This is a genomic window from Exiguobacterium sp. 8A, assembly GCF_902506275.1.
In the GTDB taxonomy this organism is placed as follows: Bacteria; Bacillota; Bacilli; order Exiguobacteriales; family Exiguobacteriaceae; genus Exiguobacterium; species Exiguobacterium profundum.
In genome coordinates this window covers 2,312,588-2,330,257 of sequence record NZ_LR733630.1, presented here as the reverse complement: position 1 = coordinate 2,330,257, position 17,670 = coordinate 2,312,588, and the positions used below count along the sequence as shown (strand labels likewise).

Annotated in this window: 21 protein-coding genes and 1 other annotated feature; of the genes, 11 read left to right on the top strand and 10 right to left on the bottom strand. The window is 48.0% G+C overall.

Features of this window, described 5'->3' with window-relative positions; all coding sequences use genetic code 11:
- Positions 1-84: 84 nt before the first annotated feature.
- The 3 genes from GVY42_RS12135 (at position 85) to GVY42_RS12125 (ending at position 1,902) form a co-directional block, all read left to right on the top strand.
- Entirely contained in the window at positions 85-276 is a 192-nt protein-coding gene (locus GVY42_RS12135; protein WP_224862903.1) for a hypothetical protein, read from the top strand.
- A gap of 86 nt (positions 277-362) precedes the next feature.
- Positions 363-1,145 carry a flagellar motor stator protein MotA gene (motA, locus tag GVY42_RS12130; protein WP_015880500.1) on the top strand — a complete coding sequence of 261 codons (783 nt, stop codon included), beginning with the start codon at positions 363-365 and terminating at the stop codon, positions 1,143-1,145.
- Positions 1,123-1,902, top strand: a complete 780-nt coding sequence (locus GVY42_RS12125; RefSeq protein WP_074034931.1) for a flagellar motor protein MotB — start codon at positions 1,123-1,125, stop codon at positions 1,900-1,902. The genes motA and GVY42_RS12125 overlap by 23 nt, the downstream gene beginning before the upstream one ends.
- A 33-nt stretch (positions 1,903-1,935) precedes the next feature.
- Here GVY42_RS12125 and GVY42_RS12120 read toward each other — a convergent pair whose 3' ends face one another.
- From GVY42_RS12120 to GVY42_RS12105, 4 genes are all read right to left on the bottom strand, one after another.
- Positions 1,936-3,360 carry an NAD(P)/FAD-dependent oxidoreductase gene (locus tag GVY42_RS12120; RefSeq protein ID WP_159563349.1) on the bottom strand — a complete coding sequence of 475 codons (1,425 nt, stop codon included), beginning with the start codon at positions 3,358-3,360 and terminating at the stop codon, positions 1,936-1,938.
- Positions 3,357-3,722, bottom strand: a complete 366-nt coding sequence (locus tag GVY42_RS12115) for a DUF1499 domain-containing protein (protein ID WP_159563348.1) — start codon at positions 3,720-3,722, stop codon at positions 3,357-3,359. Before GVY42_RS12115 ends, GVY42_RS12120 begins: the two co-directional genes overlap by 4 nt.
- Before the next feature lie 64 nt (positions 3,723-3,786).
- Positions 3,787-5,166: a cell wall metabolism sensor histidine kinase WalK gene (locus GVY42_RS12110; protein ID WP_074034934.1), complete on the bottom strand. Its 1,380-nt coding sequence runs from the start codon at positions 5,164-5,166 to the stop codon at positions 3,787-3,789.
- Positions 5,163-5,855, bottom strand: a complete 693-nt coding sequence (locus tag GVY42_RS12105; RefSeq protein WP_015880495.1) for a response regulator transcription factor — start codon at positions 5,853-5,855, stop codon at positions 5,163-5,165. The genes GVY42_RS12110 and GVY42_RS12105 overlap by 4 nt, the downstream gene beginning before the upstream one ends.
- 129 nt (positions 5,856-5,984) lie before the next feature.
- On the opposite strand from GVY42_RS12105, the gene GVY42_RS12100 reads away from it, so the two are divergent.
- The gene (locus tag GVY42_RS12100; protein ID WP_159563347.1) at positions 5,985-6,806 is read left to right on the top strand and encodes a Cof-type HAD-IIB family hydrolase; all 822 of its coding nucleotides are present in this window, start codon (positions 5,985-5,987) and stop codon (positions 6,804-6,806) included.
- Positions 6,807-6,836: 30 nt separating this feature from the next.
- A complete protein-coding gene (locus GVY42_RS12095; protein ID WP_159563346.1) occupies positions 6,837-7,835 on the top strand; it encodes an alpha/beta hydrolase in 999 nt (332 codons plus the stop codon).
- 49 nt (positions 7,836-7,884) lie between these two features.
- Here the strand turns inward: GVY42_RS12095 and GVY42_RS12090 are convergent, their stop codons facing one another.
- The 4 genes from GVY42_RS12090 to GVY42_RS12075 all read right to left on the bottom strand — a co-directional run bounded on the left by GVY42_RS12090 (position 7,885) and on the right by GVY42_RS12075 (position 11,771).
- Positions 7,885-9,444 carry an aromatic amino acid hydroxylase gene (locus GVY42_RS12090; protein WP_159563345.1) on the bottom strand — a complete coding sequence of 520 codons (1,560 nt, stop codon included), beginning with the start codon at positions 9,442-9,444 and terminating at the stop codon, positions 7,885-7,887.
- A 44-nt stretch (positions 9,445-9,488) separates the two neighbouring features.
- Positions 9,489-9,682 (bottom strand) — a binding site (T-box leader).
- 144 nt (positions 9,683-9,826) lie between these two features.
- Positions 9,827-10,504 (bottom strand): uracil-DNA glycosylase, encoded by a 678-nt coding sequence (locus GVY42_RS12085; protein WP_074034942.1) that lies wholly within the window; start codon positions 10,502-10,504, stop codon positions 9,827-9,829.
- A gap of 80 nt (positions 10,505-10,584) precedes the next feature.
- Entirely contained in the window at positions 10,585-11,220 is a 636-nt protein-coding gene (locus tag GVY42_RS12080; protein ID WP_078146124.1) for an FMN-dependent NADH-azoreductase, read from the bottom strand.
- A 119-nt stretch (positions 11,221-11,339) separates the two neighbouring features.
- A complete protein-coding gene (locus GVY42_RS12075; RefSeq protein WP_047795835.1) occupies positions 11,340-11,771 on the bottom strand; it encodes a MarR family winged helix-turn-helix transcriptional regulator in 432 nt (143 codons plus the stop codon).
- 159 nt (positions 11,772-11,930) lie between these two features.
- On the opposite strand from GVY42_RS12075, the gene GVY42_RS12070 reads away from it, so the two are divergent.
- From GVY42_RS12070 to GVY42_RS12060, 3 genes are all read left to right on the top strand, one after another.
- Positions 11,931-12,305 carry a hypothetical protein gene (locus tag GVY42_RS12070; RefSeq protein WP_159563344.1) on the top strand — a complete coding sequence of 125 codons (375 nt, stop codon included), beginning with the start codon at positions 11,931-11,933 and terminating at the stop codon, positions 12,303-12,305.
- Between the two features lie 134 nt (positions 12,306-12,439).
- Positions 12,440-13,324: a diacylglycerol kinase family protein gene (locus tag GVY42_RS12065; RefSeq protein ID WP_074034946.1), complete on the top strand. Its 885-nt coding sequence runs from the start codon at positions 12,440-12,442 to the stop codon at positions 13,322-13,324.
- Between the two features lie 57 nt (positions 13,325-13,381).
- A complete protein-coding gene (locus GVY42_RS12060) occupies positions 13,382-13,927 on the top strand; it encodes a GNAT family N-acetyltransferase (RefSeq protein ID WP_159563677.1) in 546 nt (181 codons plus the stop codon).
- Positions 13,928-13,939: 12 nt separating this feature from the next.
- Here GVY42_RS12060 and cbpA read toward each other — a convergent pair whose 3' ends face one another.
- Positions 13,940-14,575 carry a cyclic di-AMP binding protein CbpA gene (gene cbpA / locus GVY42_RS12055; protein ID WP_031424393.1) on the bottom strand — a complete coding sequence of 212 codons (636 nt, stop codon included), beginning with the start codon at positions 14,573-14,575 and terminating at the stop codon, positions 13,940-13,942.
- Positions 14,576-14,761: 186 nt separating this feature from the next.
- On the opposite strand from cbpA, the gene pdxK reads away from it, so the two are divergent.
- The 3 genes from pdxK to bshB2 are packed head-to-tail and all read left to right on the top strand — an operon-like array spanning position 14,762 to position 16,660.
- The gene (gene pdxK / locus GVY42_RS12050; RefSeq protein WP_015880484.1) at positions 14,762-15,586 is read left to right on the top strand and encodes a pyridoxine/pyridoxal/pyridoxamine kinase; all 825 of its coding nucleotides are present in this window, start codon (positions 14,762-14,764) and stop codon (positions 15,584-15,586) included.
- 55 nt (positions 15,587-15,641) lie between these two features.
- Positions 15,642-16,013, top strand: coding sequence for a YojF family protein (locus tag GVY42_RS12045; RefSeq protein WP_159563343.1), 372 nt, complete (start codon positions 15,642-15,644; stop codon positions 16,011-16,013).
- The gene (gene bshB2, locus GVY42_RS12040) at positions 16,010-16,660 is read left to right on the top strand and encodes a bacillithiol biosynthesis deacetylase BshB2 (RefSeq protein WP_031424391.1); all 651 of its coding nucleotides are present in this window, start codon (positions 16,010-16,012) and stop codon (positions 16,658-16,660) included. Before GVY42_RS12045 ends, bshB2 begins: the two co-directional genes overlap by 4 nt.
- 161 nt (positions 16,661-16,821) lie before the next feature.
- Here bshB2 and GVY42_RS12035 read toward each other — a convergent pair whose 3' ends face one another.
- Complete coding sequence (locus tag GVY42_RS12035; protein WP_159563342.1) at positions 16,822-17,655, bottom strand: undecaprenyl-diphosphate phosphatase; 834 nt, start codon at positions 17,653-17,655, stop codon at positions 16,822-16,824.
- Positions 17,656-17,670 lie beyond the last annotated feature (15 nt).

The window sequence follows — 17,670 nt, the reverse complement described above, 5'->3', positions numbered from 1 at the left end:
TAGACTTTAAGAATGTTGAGGAGGTTGAATGAAACCGTGGACCCTAGTACGGTAGATCATTCGATAGAGGATGTCTCACGAAGGTTGGAGCGCCAGTCACAATGTATGCCCGCTCACCTTTATTTTCAGCTAGAAGAGTTACTCAATTGGTCACTCGAGCAAGAAGTCGTGAATCAATTGTACGCATTGTTAAAAAAATACGACGTATTAACCGATATAGAGCGTGAAGAACGAAATATCAGCATTCAAATGCTGATTGATGAAAACGGCGCTTAATCATCGGGAACGCATGTTGCGGGAGACGAGTGGCGTCTCTCGCTTTTTTTGTCCTGATTTATTTCGGAAAGGTGGAAAACAAAGACATGGATGTCGTTACGTTAGTCGGACTCATACTCGGGTTCCTCACCCTCGTCGGTGGAATGCTATTAAAAGGAGCAGGTGTTGCGCCGCTGATCAACCCTGCCGCAATGGTTATCATTTTCGTCGGTACAGCCGCGGCTGTCAGTATCGCTGTATCGAAGGAACAACTTCAGAATGTTCCAAAACTGTTTAAAATCTTGTTCAAAAAACAAGAACTCCCAAGCAAGTCCGGATTGCTCACGCAATTCGTCGACTTGTCGACCCAAGCCCGAAAAGAGGGACTCCTCTCCCTCGAAACGGCACTTGAACAAGTCGAAGAACCATTTTTACGCCAAGGCATGATGATGGTCATCGACGGTCAACCTTCCGAATATATTGCGGAAGTCATGTCACGCGACATCGAGAATATGGAACAGCGTCATAAAGCAAACGCTGATATCTTCACTCAAGCCGGAACATATGCCCCGACACTTGGGGTACTCGGAGCCGTTATCGGATTGATTGCTGCCTTAAAAGACTTATCTGATATCGAAAAGCTCGGACATGCCATTTCTGCGGCCTTCGTCGCGACACTTTTCGGGATTTTCACCGGATATGTGCTTTGGTTCCCGTTTGCAAACAAGCTGAAGCAGTATTCGAAGAGTGAAGTCATCATCAAGGAAATGATGATTGAAGGGATTTTATCGATTCAAAGTGGTGAATCTCCAAAAACGCTAGAAGATAAACTGTCTGTGTATTTGTCTCCAAAGGAGCGAGCTGACTATGAAGCGCAAAAAGAAGCATGATCATGAAGAACATATTCCCGAAGGCTGGCTGATTCCTTACGCCGACTTGTTGACACTGTTGCTCGCGCTTTTCATCGTACTATTCGCATCGAGTAACATCGACCAGACAAAGCTTGAGAAAATGTCACAGTCATTCAACCAGGTGTTCTCTGGAGGCGTCAGCGTCTTTCAAGCTTCGACTGCCTCAAACAGTGACATCAGTCGCACAGACAAAACCAATACGACCGCCAACCCACGGACGTATGAATTGGCTCAACTTGACGAGTTAAAAGAAGATGTAAACAAATACATTAAAAAGAACGGTCTCGAAAGCCAAATCAAAGCGACGATCAATTCAAGTGGTCTCGTCTTGACGATTCAAGACCGTGCCCTGTTCAACTTAGGAGAGGCGACTCTCGATGCTGATGCTCGTAACGTCGCACAAAACATCAGTCAAATTTTAGAGAAGGCGGGCAAGCGAGAGATTGTCGTCTCCGGCCATACGGATAACATTCCAATCAATACAGCACGTTTCCCGTCAAACTGGGAACTCAGTTCGGCACGTGCGACCGCGTTCATGCGTGGCCTTTTGGCAAATGATGCCTTGAACCCGGCTCAATTCACGCTCGCGAGTTACGGTGAGTTTAAACCGATCGCGACGAACGATACAGAAGAAGGTCGCTCTAAAAACCGACGTGTCGAGGTGTTGATCAAACCACTCGTCGACCTTTCTGAGGGCGAACCGAAGATGATTGAAACCATCACCTTACCAAACTAACAATCACCCACTCGTTCGAGTGGGTGATTTGTGTTATTGCATCAATTTAAAGTAGCGTCTCGCCAGTTCGGTGAGTGGGCTTTCGAACAATCGTTTCCGCCAGTAAAGGTCTGTCACTTTCTTCACGGCCTCACTTCGCGACGGATACGGGTAAATCATACGAGACAGCTTCCCGATTTTGTCACCACGTTGCATCGCATAAACGACAATTTGCATCCAATCCCCCGCCGATTCACCGACTGCATGAGCTCCGATGATTTTTCCATTTTTCTTCGTAATCACTTTGACAAAGCCTGCTTCTTGGCGTTCAGCAATGAAACGGTCCACTTCGGACAGTTTCGCTTCATACGTCTCAATGTCGTCACCGTAACGCTCTCGCGCTTCTCTCTCCGTCATCCCGACGTGGAACACCTCAGGGTCTGTGAATGTGATCCACGGGAGCTTACTATAGTCGACCTTGTTCCATAATCCAAAGAGCGCGTTCGCGACAACCGCCTTCCCTTCTTCTCCAGCGGCGTGTGTGAATGGGAGCGTCTTGATCGTATCTCCAATCGCAAAGATATGAGATTGTGACGTCCGATATGACGACGAGACATCGATATACCCTTTCGTCACCTGAACGTTCGCCCGGTCGAGACGGAGCGCATCGATTCGGGGAACGCGACCCGTCGCCATCAGCAGTTTGTCCGCTTCATATTCGACCGTTTCGCCGTTCACCTCTGTCGTGACACGAATGCGGCCATCGACCTCATCGACTCGATTGACCTTTACGCCGATTTTCAAGCGCATCGCCATCTCGAGTTGAGATTTCAAATAGGTGGCGACGTCCTCGTCTTCTTTAGGTAGGAAATCATCCTGCGCCTCTAGCACGGTCACTTGTGAGCCGAGTCGGACAAAGGACTGGGCCAATTCAAGTCCGACCGTTCCGGCGCCGATGACAATCAGGCTCTCCGGGAGCGTCTCTTCTTCAAAGACCGTCTCGTTCGTTAAGTATGGGACTTGATCAAGTCCATCAATCGGAGGAACTGTCGGTTTCGACCCCGTCGAGATGACAAATTTTTTCCCGATCAATAACTCGTTCCCTACTTTTAATTCGTGCGGACTTTGGAACGAGGCTTCTCCGATATAGACGTCGACGCCAATCTTTTCAAAACGTTCTGTCCCGTCATGGTCTTGAATAATGGCACGTGCTTTGTCGACACGCGCTTTTGACATTTGATAATGCTCTTGTCCATTGAACTCGGTTCCGAGAACTCGGGCCGCGCGCATCATCGCATTCGCTTCTTTTGAAGCGGCAATCAACGCTTTCGATGGCACACATCCGACATGCAGACAGTCACCACCTAAATGTTTGTTCTTTTCAACAAGTGCGACCTTTGCGCCTAAATTCGCAGCCCCTGCGGCCACCGTCATCCCGGCAGCACCGCCACCGATGACAATCAACTGATAGTCCTTCATCGAATCAACCTCCGGTATCGTTCGCTCACATCTTCCATTCGTTTTCGATTCACGCCAAAGTCTGAATAGCCGACACGCGACGCAGATCGAAACTCGACTTGTTGAGTAGCATCATCAAATAAAAAATCGACATCATCTTTAAATCGCATCACTTTAGAAGTCACTACATAATGAAGTCCTTCATCTGTTTCCTTCACCAGTTCAGCCCGCGGCAACTGATTCATCGCCATCTTAATGGCTTCAATTGATTGCCCGCGACTGCCTGCATACGGCAGTGGGTCCATCCGCAATTCTTCAATTGAAGTTTGGGTTGACACGGCATTCGGACTTCCTTTTAACGGCTTCAAAGATTGATTGGCCATTATAAAAACCTCCCTCAGTCTACATACATCTATATGTAGCCTGAATTCGGGAGGTTTAATCCTATTAATGTAGTTCACTCGGGTCGAGCGGCAATAAGACGGTCACCGTCGTTCCGTGTCCGACCTCGCTCTCGATGACGAGTTTGCCTTCATGCGCTTCAATCAATTCTTTTGAAATCGCAAGTCCAAGCCCGCTACTACCTTCTGTGACATGAGCCTGATAGAACATCTCGGTGATGCGCTGCAAATGCTCTCGTGAAATGCCGGGACCTTCATCGATAATCGAGATGAAGGCAACACGTTCCGATTGCACGAAGCGGATGGTCAACGTTCCTCCGTCTGGCGAGAAACGAATCGCGTTCTCGAGGATATTTAAGAACACTTGTTTCAAACGATTCTCATCAAATAGTCCGACCGATTTTTGAGGATAGCGTTCGATGAGTGTGATGCCTTTGTCTTCAAGTGACTGTTTTAATTGCAGAGTCACTTGACGTAACAAAGAGACCAGGTCCAGTTCTTGGCGATACAAGACCAACCGACTCTCCTCAATTTTTGTATAGTCGAGAAGCTGTTCGACGAGACCGATCATGCGCTCTGTCTCCGAATGGATGATGCTTAAACCGAGCTCCGTCTCTTCAGATAGTTTCTCATCACCACCCCGAATCGTCTCGGTCCATCCCTTAATCGATGTGAGTGGTGTTCTGAGTTCGTGCGATACACTCGAGAGGAATTCGTTACGTGTCGACTGATGCTGCTGGACTTTCGCGCCTAAATACGTGAGCGTTCGAGCCAAGGCTCCAAGCTCATGTTTCTCATTTGACTCAACGGATACATCGAAGTCGCCCTGAGCCATCTCATCGGCCGCCTCGATGATGTGACGAATCGGTCTGACGAAGCGATCGGCAATCCGGATGACGGTGTATAGGGCGAGCAACCAGATCAAGACGCCAATCATGACGACCGTCATCCAAATTTCGCGAATGAGCGTGTCCAAGTCTTCAAGCGGTCGCGTGAAACTGATGGCAAACTCGGACGTATCGTTCGTCATAATGGGACTCGTGACCGACAAGTAATGTTCATCCCCGACGTCATAGTCCTGCACGACGGACTCTCCTTGCGACAGTTGCTGTAACTGTTCTTGAGAGAAAGAGGCCTGCCTTGTTCGTTGTCCCGTCGTTTTGACAATCGAACCGCTCCGGTCGACAATCGTCAAATCAGTTCCAGGATATCCGAATGTTCGGACGAGGACTGAAAAGGCGCTCGGCGTTTCAAACCCAACTTGGGCTTGAGGGTATAGATATGCACTCGTTGTCGCATGACCTAGTAACGCTTCCGACTCATACTCGTAATAGTAGCGATACGTCCCGTAAGACAAAATGCTGACGAGCAAGAGCAAGACGATCGTCACGACAATCATCATGCGAATGACTAACTGTTGTTTCATGCCTCATGTCTCCGCCATTTATATCCGTGACCCCACAACGTCTCGATGTAGACCGGATGACTCGGGTCATCTTCAATTTTTTGACGCAAGCGACGAATGTTGACGTCGACTGTCTTTCGGTCACCGAAATAGTTAACGCCCCATACAGCATCGAGTAGCGCATCACGTGACAAGACGATCTCTTCGTTTTGGACGAGATGACAGATCAAGTCATACTCGGTCGGCGTCAAATCGATCGACTGTCCATACTTCGTCACTTGTTTCGCGGCGAGGTCGATTGCGAACGGTCCCGACTTTAAGCGTTTCGAATCTTTTCGTTTCACTTTTTCGACACGGCGCAACAACGCTTGGATGCGCGCCACTAATTCACCTGGACTGAACGGTTTGGCGATGTAGTCGTCTGCACCTTTACCAAGCCCTTCAATTTTATCTTCTTCGAGCGTCCGTGCCGTCAACATGATGATCCCTACATTTTCGTCAAGATCACGAATGGCAGCACATGCTTCGAATCCGTCCATTTCCGGCATCATGACATCCAATAGGACAACATCGAACGGTTCACGGTCAAATGCGGTGACCGCTTCTCGCCCGTTCGTCGCCTCAAAGACGTCGAATCCGGCTCGTTTTAAATTGACAATAATGAAGCTGCGAATCGCATGTTCATCCTCAGCTACTAAAATTCGATTCATATCGATTTCCACCTCTTCTAGAGTTCACTTCTCTACATTATAGTTACGTTTTTGCGACAAGGTTGTCAATTGACCTTAAAAAGGTTTAGGATGGAGTCATTAGATTCTGAAGGAGGACCCCCTACTACTATGAGTTACAAGATGATTGTATTGGATATGGATGATACGCTCCTCACGAGCGACCATACGATTTCCCCTAAGACAAAAGAAGCACTTCTCGATGCACAGGCGCGCGGCTATAAAGTCGTTCTCGCGAGCGGACGACCAACGTTTGCGATGTGGGAAGCAGCCCGTGAATTAGAACTTGCGAAATACGGAAGCTACATCTTATCGTTCAACGGTGCCTCGGTCATCGATTGTGCGACAAACGAGGAGATTTTCTCGAGCACGCTCCAGCCGGATACAGTCGCCCATCTCCATGATATCAGTGAACGGGAAGGAATCGCGATTCATACGTACGTCGGTAACGAAATCGTAACCGATCGCCCGAACCCTTATACGGATATCGAAGGTGAATTGACGGGAATGCCGGTCATTCATGTCGACAACTTTAAAGATGCCGTGACAGCTCCGGTCGTCAAATGTTTGATGCTTGCGGATGGCGACACACTCGCTCCAATCGAAACGAAGCTACAAACAGAATTGGCCGGGAAATTGGCTGTAGCCCGTTCAAAACCGTTCTTCCTTGAGTTTACTGAAGCCGGTGTCACAAAAGGAACGAGTCTCGCCTTCCTAGCAGATCAACTCGGCATCGCACAAAAAGAAGTCATCGCTTGCGGTGACGGAAACAATGATTTGACGATGATTGAATGGGCCGGCCTCGGCGTCGCGATGGGAAATGCTAACACGACGGTCAAAGGAAAAGCGGACTTCATCACAAAATCAAACAACGAAGACGGAATCGCTCATGTCATCGAAACGTACATGGCGGACGTACTCGTCACGCAATAAGCTTCTGATTGTAGAAAGGGAGGAAGGAAGATGAATAAAGGGTTGAAACGAGCTGGAGTCGGATTGATTGGAACTGCGGTCGCAGGAGCGGCTTATGTGTTCCTCTCACCGAAACCAGCCACACGTTTAATCAAAACTTCGTTTGCGGGGGGAAACGAAGTGGAGATGAAGGGATTCGAGGAAGTCGTTCAAAAGACGTCTGTCCGAAAAGACATCGACTACTTGTCTTCTTATGACAATGGAACCTTTGATTTGATCCGTTATGAAGGAAATAGCCGCACGGTCCCTACAATTTTTTGGGTACATGGCGGATCATTCGTCGGTGGGGATAAATCGGATGTGTTAAAATACGCCACTTCGATTGCGAGTAACGGCTACAACGTCGTCAGTATCAATTACGCACTCGCACCTGACGTGATGTACCCAACCCCGCTCAAACAAATCGAAGAAGCGTACTCGTTCATCGCTGAGAACAATGACCGCTTCCGTCTCGATTTAGACCGCGTCTTCTTTGCAGGTGATTCGAATGGTGGACAGCTCGCCGCACAGTTTGTCGGGATCCAGTTGAATGACGACTATTCACCTTCTGCTGAAGTGGGACAAGTCGTACCAAAATCCTCAATCCTCGGTGCCATCCTCTTGTCTGCACCGCTCGACTTGAAGCGCACATGGCTCGAATCATCGAAGTCAGTGAACCGCTTCTTGTTCAAACGAATCGGATGGGCATACTTCGGCACATACAATTGGGAGACTCTCTCGGTCGTTGCTGAAGCGTCGCCACTCGTCAATGTACCGGCCACATTCGTCCCAACGTTTATCGCGGACGGGAATGACCATTCCTTTGAGGAGCAGGCCAAGGAATTTGCAACGATTCTTTCAGGACGTACGGATGTCACGACTGTCTTTTATGATCGGAACGAGCACGAGCTTGGCCATAACTATTACTTCGAAATGGACCGCCCAGCGGCTAATTCCACGTATCGTCGTTTGATTACGTTCTTACGTGAAACGACAAATCAATCTGTATAATGCAAAAGAGGCGACGTTCTCCTACAGTGGAAAACGTCGCCTCTTTTCGTTAGCGCAATAGTTCGAACGCGCGACCAATCAATTCATTTCGGGATGGGGAAGTTTGACGCAATGCTTCAAGACGTTCAATCAATGTCTGTTTCAGTCCTTCATCCTTCACCAACTCCAGGCATTCGATGTGTAATAACCAGGCGTCAGGGTGGTTCGTTAAAATCTCTGGGATGAGACCATCGATTGATTCTCCCCGCTCACGCATGAGATGGATGCGGTTGAACATCGGATCATCGTTCGTCCATACACGTTCATCCCGTTCGATGATCACCGGTTTTTCAATCATCATCAGCTCGTCTACCGTTGTTCCTGGGAAAACTGATGGAAGCGAATCGACGCGTACTTCTAGCGAGTCGAGTGAGATCGTCCGTCCTTCTAGGTGAACCGTCACGTCTTCGAGTGCACCGGATGCACATGCTTGCCGAATGCTCATCCCGTCCTCAAAGAGGTCATCGCGATCGAGCGCGGACTCTGTGTCATGAGCGATCAGTAGCCCGTGTCGCTCTTTTTGCGTGAGCTGTCCATGTTGTACAATTGAACATTCATCCCATTGAATGAGCGTATGTTCTTTCGACTCCGTCATGTGACGAACGATGCCGACACGTTCTGATCCATCTTCAAGTCGAATCGTCGATTGACTTCCTGACGCCAACGCTTTCGCCACAGATTCAATCCCACCTTTTCGAATCGCCATTCTTCCCTCTAGTTCATCTAAGACAGAAGAGAGCGTCTCAAAGTTTGGAATAACGAATAGCTCTTTTTGCATGTTTGTCACGTCTTGCTTCGTCTGTAGCGCGTGCTCCAAGTCGAATGGATGTTTGACGACCGCATCTGTCAGACAGTGACGGCTCTCTCCTACCGATGATAAGAGGCCTGCCCCGTAAATCATCGGGTTGTCGAGGTCACCAATCAATCCGAATTCAACGGTCCACCAAAAGATACGCGCGACCTGTTGTGCTTCAGAAAAGCCAGTCACTTGCGCTTTCGCCTCATGTACGGCTTTCTCCGCCGCCTCGATGTCCTGTTCAGTCGAATTCGCATTCTCCTTCACAATCGTCAATCGTTTCAATGCGGCGAACGAGGCATGTTCTTCTCGGTTCATGAACGCCTTGGCCCCTAATTGACCGAAGCGTTTGACGATTGCCGAAAACGTCGGGTCCATCAACATTGGCGCATGTCCCGCCGCCTCGTGAATGATGTCAGGGGCTGGACTGTATAAAATATTCTCGACTTTCCGAATGTCTGTCGCGACCGGGAGCATCCCGTTTCCTTGGAAGTCAAAAAAGGCAACGCCGGGGATGAGCCCATCCACTGCGACCGTCGACCATCCTGCCGCCTGCATCTCATCCGTCATCTGTTCGACGTTCGGCAATCGATCCGGTCCCATTCCCGTCCGTTTCAATCCTTCGATGTAAAACGGATGCGCCTTCCCTTCTAACGTGTGCAAGTTCAACCGCAACACGAAACGCCAAACGGCATGATCTGTTGGTGTGTATTCATTGTAGAACTGCGGTGAAATATGTGGGGCTAGGTGTTTTGGAATCGATTGTGTCAACATGTGAAGTCCTCCTTTAAAATCAAAAAATCCCTATCGATTGAATCGATAGGGACGACAAAGCCGCGGTACCACCCTGGTTGCTAGAAAAATTCTAGCCGCTTGATCCGATAACGGGGGACCGCTCAATGATGAGAGCTCAGGAACTGTAATTCGATTCATCTTTTGGGCGTGTTCGCAGCACCACACGCTCTCTGGGCCAGGGAAGATGTCTCTACTTCGGTTCTTTCTTCGCTTTTCTTACATATCCAATTCTTTATATTTTTCTACAGTTATGCTGTTATGCATATATGCTTTTAAGCACTAAAGTGACGTCTTGTTAGTTACTCTACCAAAGCTAAACAAAAGCGTCAACAAAAAACAGCCTGCGAATTTTCGCAAACTGTCAGAGACACCACTCAATCGGAGATTTTCCCCACTCCTTCAATGTATCGTTTACTTTGGAGAATGGCTTAGAACCGAAGAATCCACGATGGGATGACAAAGGACTTGGATGTACCGACGTGAGCACTTTATGTTGGTCTCCAATCCATTTCATTTTCTTCTTCGCATCATTTCCCCACAAGATGAATACAATCGGTTCCTCACGACTCCCGAGCCGCTCAATGATGGAATCAGTGAACTGTTCCCATCCTTTTCCACGGTGAGAGCCCGCCTTTCCCGCTTCAACCGTCAGTGCCGTATTTAAGAGAAGGACGCCTTGTTTCGCCCATTTCTCGAGATTGCCACTCTTCGGGAGATCACATCCAACGTCATCTTTTAGTTCTTGAAAGATGTTTCGTAGAGACGGTGGGAAACGAACCCCGTCCTGCACCGAAAAACTGAGTCCATGCGCTTGATTCGGTCCGTGGTACGGATCTTGCCCTAAAATGACGCACTTCACTTCACTAAATTTTGTGTGAATAAATGCGTTCCAAATATCTTCTCGGGCCGGGTAAACGATCGTTTCTTCATAAGCTTGGTCGACGAATTGCTTCAACTGTTGAAAATAAGGTCGTTTCATCTCTTCTTGGACAATATCCGTCCAATCTCCAAGTAGTCGACTCGATAACTGATCTGCCATTGCATACTCCCCTTTCCCTTTGTATCATACCCAAAATAAATGCATACAAAAAGACGAGTCAATCGACTCGTCTCTCTAGGTTATACCGTTACTGCGCCTGCAACTTCTTTCGCAAGTGCTTCAGCTTTCGCTTTCGCGTCTGCAACGATCTCTTCGATTTTATCTGGGTATTGGTTCATCCCTTCGACCGCTACCGTCGTCACTTCAGATACACCGACGAACGCGAGCGCTTGGCGAAGGTATGCGTCTGCGAAGTTAAGGTCCGTTCCTGTGTAGATTCCGCCTGTCCCTTGGATGTGGATCGCTTGTTTGTTTTCAAGCAAGCCGACAGGACCTTGCTCCGTATAACGGAACGTTTTACCTGCCATGAGAACGCTATCGAGGAACATTTTCATACGTGCTGGGAAGAAGAAGTTCCACATTGGAGTCGCGAACACGTAAAGGTCCGCTTCCATGAATTTCTCAAGCATGCCGCTCATTGTGCCTACCTTTTTCGCTTCTACATCAGTGAGCGCTTCGCCTGAAGCGAATTTGCCCCATGCACTGAGCACATCTCCGTCGATTTCTTGAACATCAACATCGTAGAGTTCGATTGCTTCCACTTCGATTGATGGATTTTCTGCTTGGAGTGTCGAAACGAATGTTTCTGCCACTTGTTTGCTGTATGAAAGTTCAGTTGGTTTCGGGTTAGCCGATACATATAATACTTTAGTCATCGTGTAATCCTCCATTTGTGTAATCTCTAATTTTTCAATAACAGTTAGAACTATATCATCTGTATATCTCATCGTCAATTATTTTAATTTCAAGATATTGAATAAAAAAGCAACGGGCTTTATTTGCCCGCTGCGTTATAACCGACTCGTTTCAATAACGAAATCAATTGTTCCGTCTCTTCATCACTTAACGGTCCATATATATCTTTGAAAATTTCAATATGTTGCGGATAGACGACGTCCATGAGCGCCTTTCCATCGTCTGTCAATGAAGCATATGTGACACGTCGGTCAGACGGGCAGGCGATTCGTTCAATCAGCCCTCGCTTCTCCAACTTATCGATCACATATGTCACGCTACCGCTCGTAATCAAAATCTGATCCCCAATTTGTTGCAACGGGGTGTCTCCTCGTTTATACAGTACGGATAAAACACCGAACTCTGTTGAATTTAACTGGTGGCGTCGTAAATCTTCTTTCACACGATCACTGATGGCATCCATCGTACGCGCAAGAACGACCCACGCCTTCAATTCAAGGGATTCAATCATGTCGGTTTCACCTCAATTCGTTCATCATATATCACTAGTATAGCAGGACTTATGCAGTATAAGCCGGGAAAAATACTTCGTCAAGGAACTTCTTCATTGTCGCCCATGTCGGAAACGTTTAGAATGGTAGTATTGTGATTTTAAGAAAGGGTGGACCGTATGCGTGAGTATTACGAAATTTCATTGACGATTAAACGGGAGTTTTTGCATGCTGTCATCGATTTGTTGAATCGGGAAGGCATCGCACCGGACTATGCGCTCGAAAAAGAAGGCACGGTCTTTTTATTATTCAATCATTTACCTTGGCCAAACGTGACCCGTGAACCGCATGCCGTAGAACGTTTCTTATTGACGTTGAAACGATCGGACTATTTATTCGTCAAAACGAAACGTAAATCACCGGTCCCCGATCATGAACCGGTCGCCTGTATGGGGGCTCTCGTCTCCCCGTTCAATGAACATTTGCGCATCGAACTTGCCGTGGACGAGTCGGAAGCAAGTCATTTAGATATGTCCGCATTCCGTCATTATTAAACAATCGAATGCCCAACGCATCCCCTTGAAGATTAGAGCGAGATAGCTAATCGACATGGGGATTTTTTAGGAGTATCTGCTTTCTTTGACGGGAATAAAGGACAGTATTCGAGTTGAAAAGGAGACATGTTGGAATGGACACAGTCATGTTAATCGTCAATCCATCCTCAGGGAAAGAGTTGGGGGAACAACACGCAACACATGCCGAAGAGGTGTTGCGCGAACGATATGGACACGTCGATGTCCGCTTCACTGAAAAGGAACAGGATGCGACGAACTTCGCACGTGAAGCGGCAGAAAAGCACTATCAGGCCGTGATTGCGATGGGTGGGGACGGAACCTTGAACGAAGCGGTGACCGGTCTAGCCGAGGCTACTCATCGACCTGACTTCGGCATCATTCCACTTGGGACGGTCAACGACCTCGCCCGTGCACTCGGTGTCCCAAGTGACCCTAAACAAGCAATCGAGGCTCTCCGCGACGCTGAACCGACACCGATGGATATCGGAAAGTATGAGAACGGTTATTTCATGAACGTCATCGCCATCGGGCTCATTGCCGAAGCTGTCGACGAAGTAAGTGTGGAAGAGAAGACGAAATGGGGACCGTTCGCTTACTTGATTGAGGGTGTAAAAGCGTTCCGTGAACATAGTCCTTATGAGTTGGCGCTTGACAGTAAAGACGGGGAGTTTGATGGCGAGGCTTATCTCGTCGTCATCGCCTTGACGAACTCGGTCGGAGGATTTGAAAACTTCGAACCGGACGCGCGACTTAATGATGGTCTTCTTCACGTCTATATCTTTGAAGAGCTCGGGTTAAAGGACGCACTTCAATTAACACCCGCCCTCTTTACAGGAAAGTTGAAGGAAACGGATAGCGTCACCTCATTTTGTACGTCACGGGTGAACGTGACCTCGCCTGATGCGCTTCCTGTAAATGCTGACGGGGACACAGGCGGCAAGCTACCGCTCACCTTTGAAGTATTGCCGAGCCACTTAAACGTATTAAAGCCGGTATAAGAGCAGGAATTTTGACGATTGAATCGAATGTGTTCAAGCGAGAAAGGAGAATGACCTATCAATATCTCACTTGTTCCATTAACAGTCGCATCCGGCGACATCGTCGATACATTCAATCGTTGGAATAACGATCCTGAGATCGTCCATCTTATTCGCCCGAGCCGCTCTAAAGAAGAATTGACCGCCCATTATGAGATGACGGTTGACGATTTAGAAGAACGACTCTTAACGCACGATATTTTCCTCATCTACGCAGATGACCATCTCGTCGGAGAAATGAACGTCATGTATGACCCGCCTCATTTATATCGACAAGAAACCGGTACAGCTTGGCTCGGTTTCGTCATCGGCGAATCTGTAGGTCGCGGAAAAGGCGTTGGCACAGAAGCTCTTCGTTTGTTAGAAGAGCAATTGCGAGCCAAACAAACACCTCGTATGGAACTTGGCGTATTCGCTTTCAACCATGCGGCCCATCGTCTCTATACGAAATGTGGGTATCAAGAAATCGGTCGGATCGAGCACTTCACCTACTGGGACGGTCAATTTTGGTCCGATATTCGGATGGAAAAACGACTCGACGAAAAACCCTTTCACGCCAAGTGAAAGGGTTTTGACTTAGTTCTTTAAGTTCTCGACTTCGACAATCCGGAAGCCTTTTTGTTCAAGCTTAGAGACAACCTTGTTTTTCATATCTTCTTCACAGTCTGGTGGTAGTGTCACGAGTACCCGTCGCAATACTTTACTTTTCGCATCGAGCGTCATCAAGCTCGCGATTGATGTATATTTGTTCACGATTTTCGTGATTTTCTCAAGTGCCCCAGCCTGTTCGCTCAAGGCGATTGTCAAGACGTAACTACCCGTGTCGCGACTCCATGCTTCTTCGAGCATCCCGAGCATCTTACCGTGGGGAAGAATGCCATAAAATTCATTGCTCTCATCTTTCAATACAGCAATGTACGGCAACTCTTTGATTGAGAAAAATACTTCAAAGAATCCATCTGACTCATGGACGTACTTTTGTGTATTCTTGATGAGTGTCATCACATTATCGTCCATGTTTTCCCCGTTCATTCCATGACGATAAATATGCATCTTGTAAATGTTACCGCGGAAAAATTTCCCCGTCTCGTCTAAAACAGGTACACAACGGTATCCTGTTTCTTCAAGCGTATGAAGCGCTTCCCGCAATGTTGCCTTTTCACTGATGGTGACAACATCTTTCTTCGGGATACATAAGCTATGCACTAACATGCGTTTTCCTCCCAGCCAATAATAAAGTGGTCTACACCCTATTCATTATTATTCCCCAAATATGATGAATATCCTGCATACTTTTTCTGAAAAGTTATGAACACTTCTCGTAATCCTTGCATTTGTCGGAATTCAAAAAAGTCGTTATAGTGAAACTATCCAAACAGACAAAGGGGATGGACGATTATGACGATGAAAAAAGCATTGACGATTGCCGGTTCTGACACAAGCGGCGGCGCGGGAATCCAAGCCGACCTCAAAACGATGGAAGAACTCGGTGTATACGGTATGACAGCTTTGACTGTCATCGTGGCACAAGACCCACATAACGCATGGAATCACGAAGTCTTTCCAATCGACACGACCTTGATCGAGAAACAAATCGATACGGTGCTCGCTGGAATTGGAGTCGATGCAGTGAAGACAGGTATGCTCCCGACACCTGAAATCATCGAACTCGCAGCACGGAAGATTAAAGAATACGGAATCCAGAATGCCGTCGTCGATCCGGTCATGGCATGTAAAGGTGCGGATGAGATTCTTGATCCGAACGTTGCGGTCGCGATGCGTCAACACCTCGTACCAGTCGCAAAAATCATCACACCGAACTTATTCGAGGCGCGTATGCTCGCTGGCCTTGATAAAACACCCGCAACGATGGACGAAATCAAAGAAGCCGCTCGTTTAATCCATGAACTCGGCGCAGAGATCGTCATCGTCAAAGTCGGTGGCAAACTCGGATTCGATACAGCATTCGACGTCTTGTACGACGGAAACGAATTCCGCCTTCTTGAAAGTGAAAAAATCGAGCCTGCGTTCACACACGGCGGCGGATGTACGTTCTCTTCTGCCATCGCAGCCTCACTCGCCAACGGTCACACGGTCGAAGAAGCGATTGAAATCGGAAAAGAGTTCATCACAGAAGCCGTTCGTCATTCATTCCGTCTCAACCAATACGTTGGACCGACGAACCATACCGGATACCGTAAAAAAGTAGCAACACAATCGTAAACAGATGACCCGGAACTACGTGTTTCGGGTCATCCTTTCCATTGGAGGGACAGACGTGAAAGCGATTCAACCTGATCACATTCAGCACTATTTAGACAGTCACGTCGCGACACCACTTTTCGTCCATGTCGAGACGACGAACGGTGCCTACGCGACACATAATGACCCGGACTTTCATAACGCCGGGATGTTTATCCGTAATGCCAAAATCGAATACAGCATCGGTCAAATTAAAGGAAATGGTCCCTATCGTGTCGGTTTAAAACTCGATCACGGTTGGCTCTATGTCGAGGGATTGACCGACTATGAAATGCACGAAGAACAGTTGTTACTCGCTGGTCACGATCGTCTCGGTCGTCTCGCATGTGCGCTGCACATCGATATCAAGCCGCTCCCACAAGGCGCATCGGAGGTGGAGAATCAATGAATGGACCGTTACTCGTCATATTCCCACACCCGGACGATGAGGCGTTCAGCTCGGCCGGAACGATTATCCAACATCGTCAAAAAGGACTACCCGTCACATATGTCTGTTTGACGCTCGGTGAAATGGGACGTAATATGGGTTCTCCAATCTTTACGACACGTGAAGAACTGCCGAAAATTCGAAAACATGAACTCGAAGAAGCATGTCGCATGATGGGCATCGAGGACCTGCGCATGTGGGGACTTCGTGACAAGACCGTCGAATTTGAGGACGAGGCCGAGCTCGCTGGTCGCTTCCGCGCATTGATTGACGAAGTGAAGCCGGAAACCGTCATCTCATTCTATCCAGGATATGCCGTCCACCCGGACCATGAAGCGACAGCCCGTGCCGTCGTACGAGCGCTTCAAGAGATGGGCGAGACGCGCCCTGAGTTCTTAGGTGTCGCCTTTGACCGCCGCACAGAAGACGAACTCGGACAACCTCACGTCATCGTCGATGTAACGGAAGAGAGCGAACAGAAGAAAGATGCCCTGTTTGCCCACCGGTCTCAGACGGAAGGTCTGCTTCGTGCGATCGATAACGCAGAAAACGCCCACGTCATGGAGTTACTCCAACGTGAGCGCTTCTATCATTATCCGTTCTCATGATTCATAGGCTAGACGGGTCATATAAAGCAATGCCCCGACGGTCCCAAGACCGATTAACGTTCCGAATACTACAACGATTTGTCCCATGTTTTCACCTCTTCTAGACTTTACGAACAATTCCATTCATTGGTTTCAAACACGTGCTATTCGCACGTGTTTTTTTAGAAGTAAAGAACGTAAATCACGATGGCCAATACGATTCGATAGACCGCAAACGGCATCAACTTCACTTTGTTGATCAACTTCAAAAAGAATTTAATCGAAAGAAGTGCGAACAAAAACGCGCTGACGAAACCGACGACAAACACGGGTAACGTATCGAGCGTGAAGTACGTCCATTTGCTGTACAGTGACAACGCACTCGCTCCAAACATGATCGGTACCGCCATGATGAACGTAAAATCTGCCGCTGCCCGGTGACTCATTCCGAGGAGAACCCCTCCAGAAATCGTTGAACCGGACCGAGAGAACCCAGGCCATAGCGAGAAACATTGAATCAACCCGACACCAAGTGCTTGCTTGTACGTGATGTCATCTAGCGTAGCGGTCGTCTGACGCTTCACCCCGGATAAATCTGCGGCAATCATAAAGAACGCACCGACGACTAGACCAATCAACACCGTCTTGACTGAGAAGAGATGTGTATCGATGTAGTCCTCAAACAGTACACCAAGGACGCCAGCAGGCAGCAATCCGATCAAAATATGTATGAGATTGAACTGACGTGTGGTTCCGCTTTGTCTTAAGGTGAGGAGCGACTTTGGATTCAGTAACGTTTTGAACCGATCTCGAAAGACGACCACGACCGCTAAAATCGACCCTAATTGAATGACGATTTTAAACGTGTTCGCTACTTCCTGACCTAAAAATTGACTCGAATTCAACCAGAGACCGTCCACGAGAATCATATGACCGGTCGACGAGACTGGGGCAAATTCCGTCAATCCCTCGACGACACCTAACAAAAATCCTACAAATAATTCATACCATTCCACGTTGTTTCTCCTATT

Coding starts and splice junctions, on each gene's coding strand:
- motA (WP_015880500.1), top strand. CDS start 363: ATGGATGTCGTTACGTTAGTCGGACTCATACTCGGGTTCCTCACCCTC.
- GVY42_RS12125 (WP_074034931.1), top strand. CDS start 1,123: ATGAAGCGCAAAAAGAAGCATGATCATGAAGAACATATTCCCGAAGGC.
- GVY42_RS12120 (WP_159563349.1), bottom strand. CDS start 3,360: ATGAAGGACTATCAGTTGATTGTCATCGGTGGCGGTGCTGCCGGGATG.
- GVY42_RS12115 (WP_159563348.1), bottom strand. CDS start 3,722: ATGGCCAATCAATCTTTGAAGCCGTTAAAAGGAAGTCCGAATGCCGTG.
- GVY42_RS12110 (WP_074034934.1), bottom strand. CDS start 5,166: ATGAAACAACAGTTAGTCATTCGCATGATGATTGTCGTGACGATCGTC.
- GVY42_RS12105 (WP_015880495.1), bottom strand. CDS start 5,855: ATGAATCGAATTTTAGTAGCTGAGGATGAACATGCGATTCGCAGCTTC.
- GVY42_RS12100 (WP_159563347.1), top strand. CDS start 5,985: ATGAGTTACAAGATGATTGTATTGGATATGGATGATACGCTCCTCACG.
- GVY42_RS12095 (WP_159563346.1), top strand. CDS start 6,837: ATGAATAAAGGGTTGAAACGAGCTGGAGTCGGATTGATTGGAACTGCG.
- GVY42_RS12090 (WP_159563345.1), bottom strand. CDS start 9,444: ATGTTGACACAATCGATTCCAAAACACCTAGCCCCACATATTTCACCG.
- GVY42_RS12085 (WP_074034942.1), bottom strand. CDS start 10,504: ATGGCAGATCAGTTATCGAGTCGACTACTTGGAGATTGGACGGATATT.
- GVY42_RS12080 (WP_078146124.1), bottom strand. CDS start 11,220: ATGACTAAAGTATTATATGTATCGGCTAACCCGAAACCAACTGAACTT.
- GVY42_RS12075 (WP_047795835.1), bottom strand. CDS start 11,771: ATGATTGAATCCCTTGAATTGAAGGCGTGGGTCGTTCTTGCGCGTACG.
- GVY42_RS12070 (WP_159563344.1), top strand. CDS start 11,931: ATGCGTGAGTATTACGAAATTTCATTGACGATTAAACGGGAGTTTTTG.
- GVY42_RS12065 (WP_074034946.1), top strand. CDS start 12,440: ATGGACACAGTCATGTTAATCGTCAATCCATCCTCAGGGAAAGAGTTG.
- cbpA (WP_031424393.1), bottom strand. CDS start 14,575: ATGTTAGTGCATAGCTTATGTATCCCGAAGAAAGATGTTGTCACCATC.
- pdxK (WP_015880484.1), top strand. CDS start 14,762: ATGACGATGAAAAAAGCATTGACGATTGCCGGTTCTGACACAAGCGGC.
- bshB2 (WP_031424391.1), top strand. CDS start 16,010: ATGAATGGACCGTTACTCGTCATATTCCCACACCCGGACGATGAGGCG.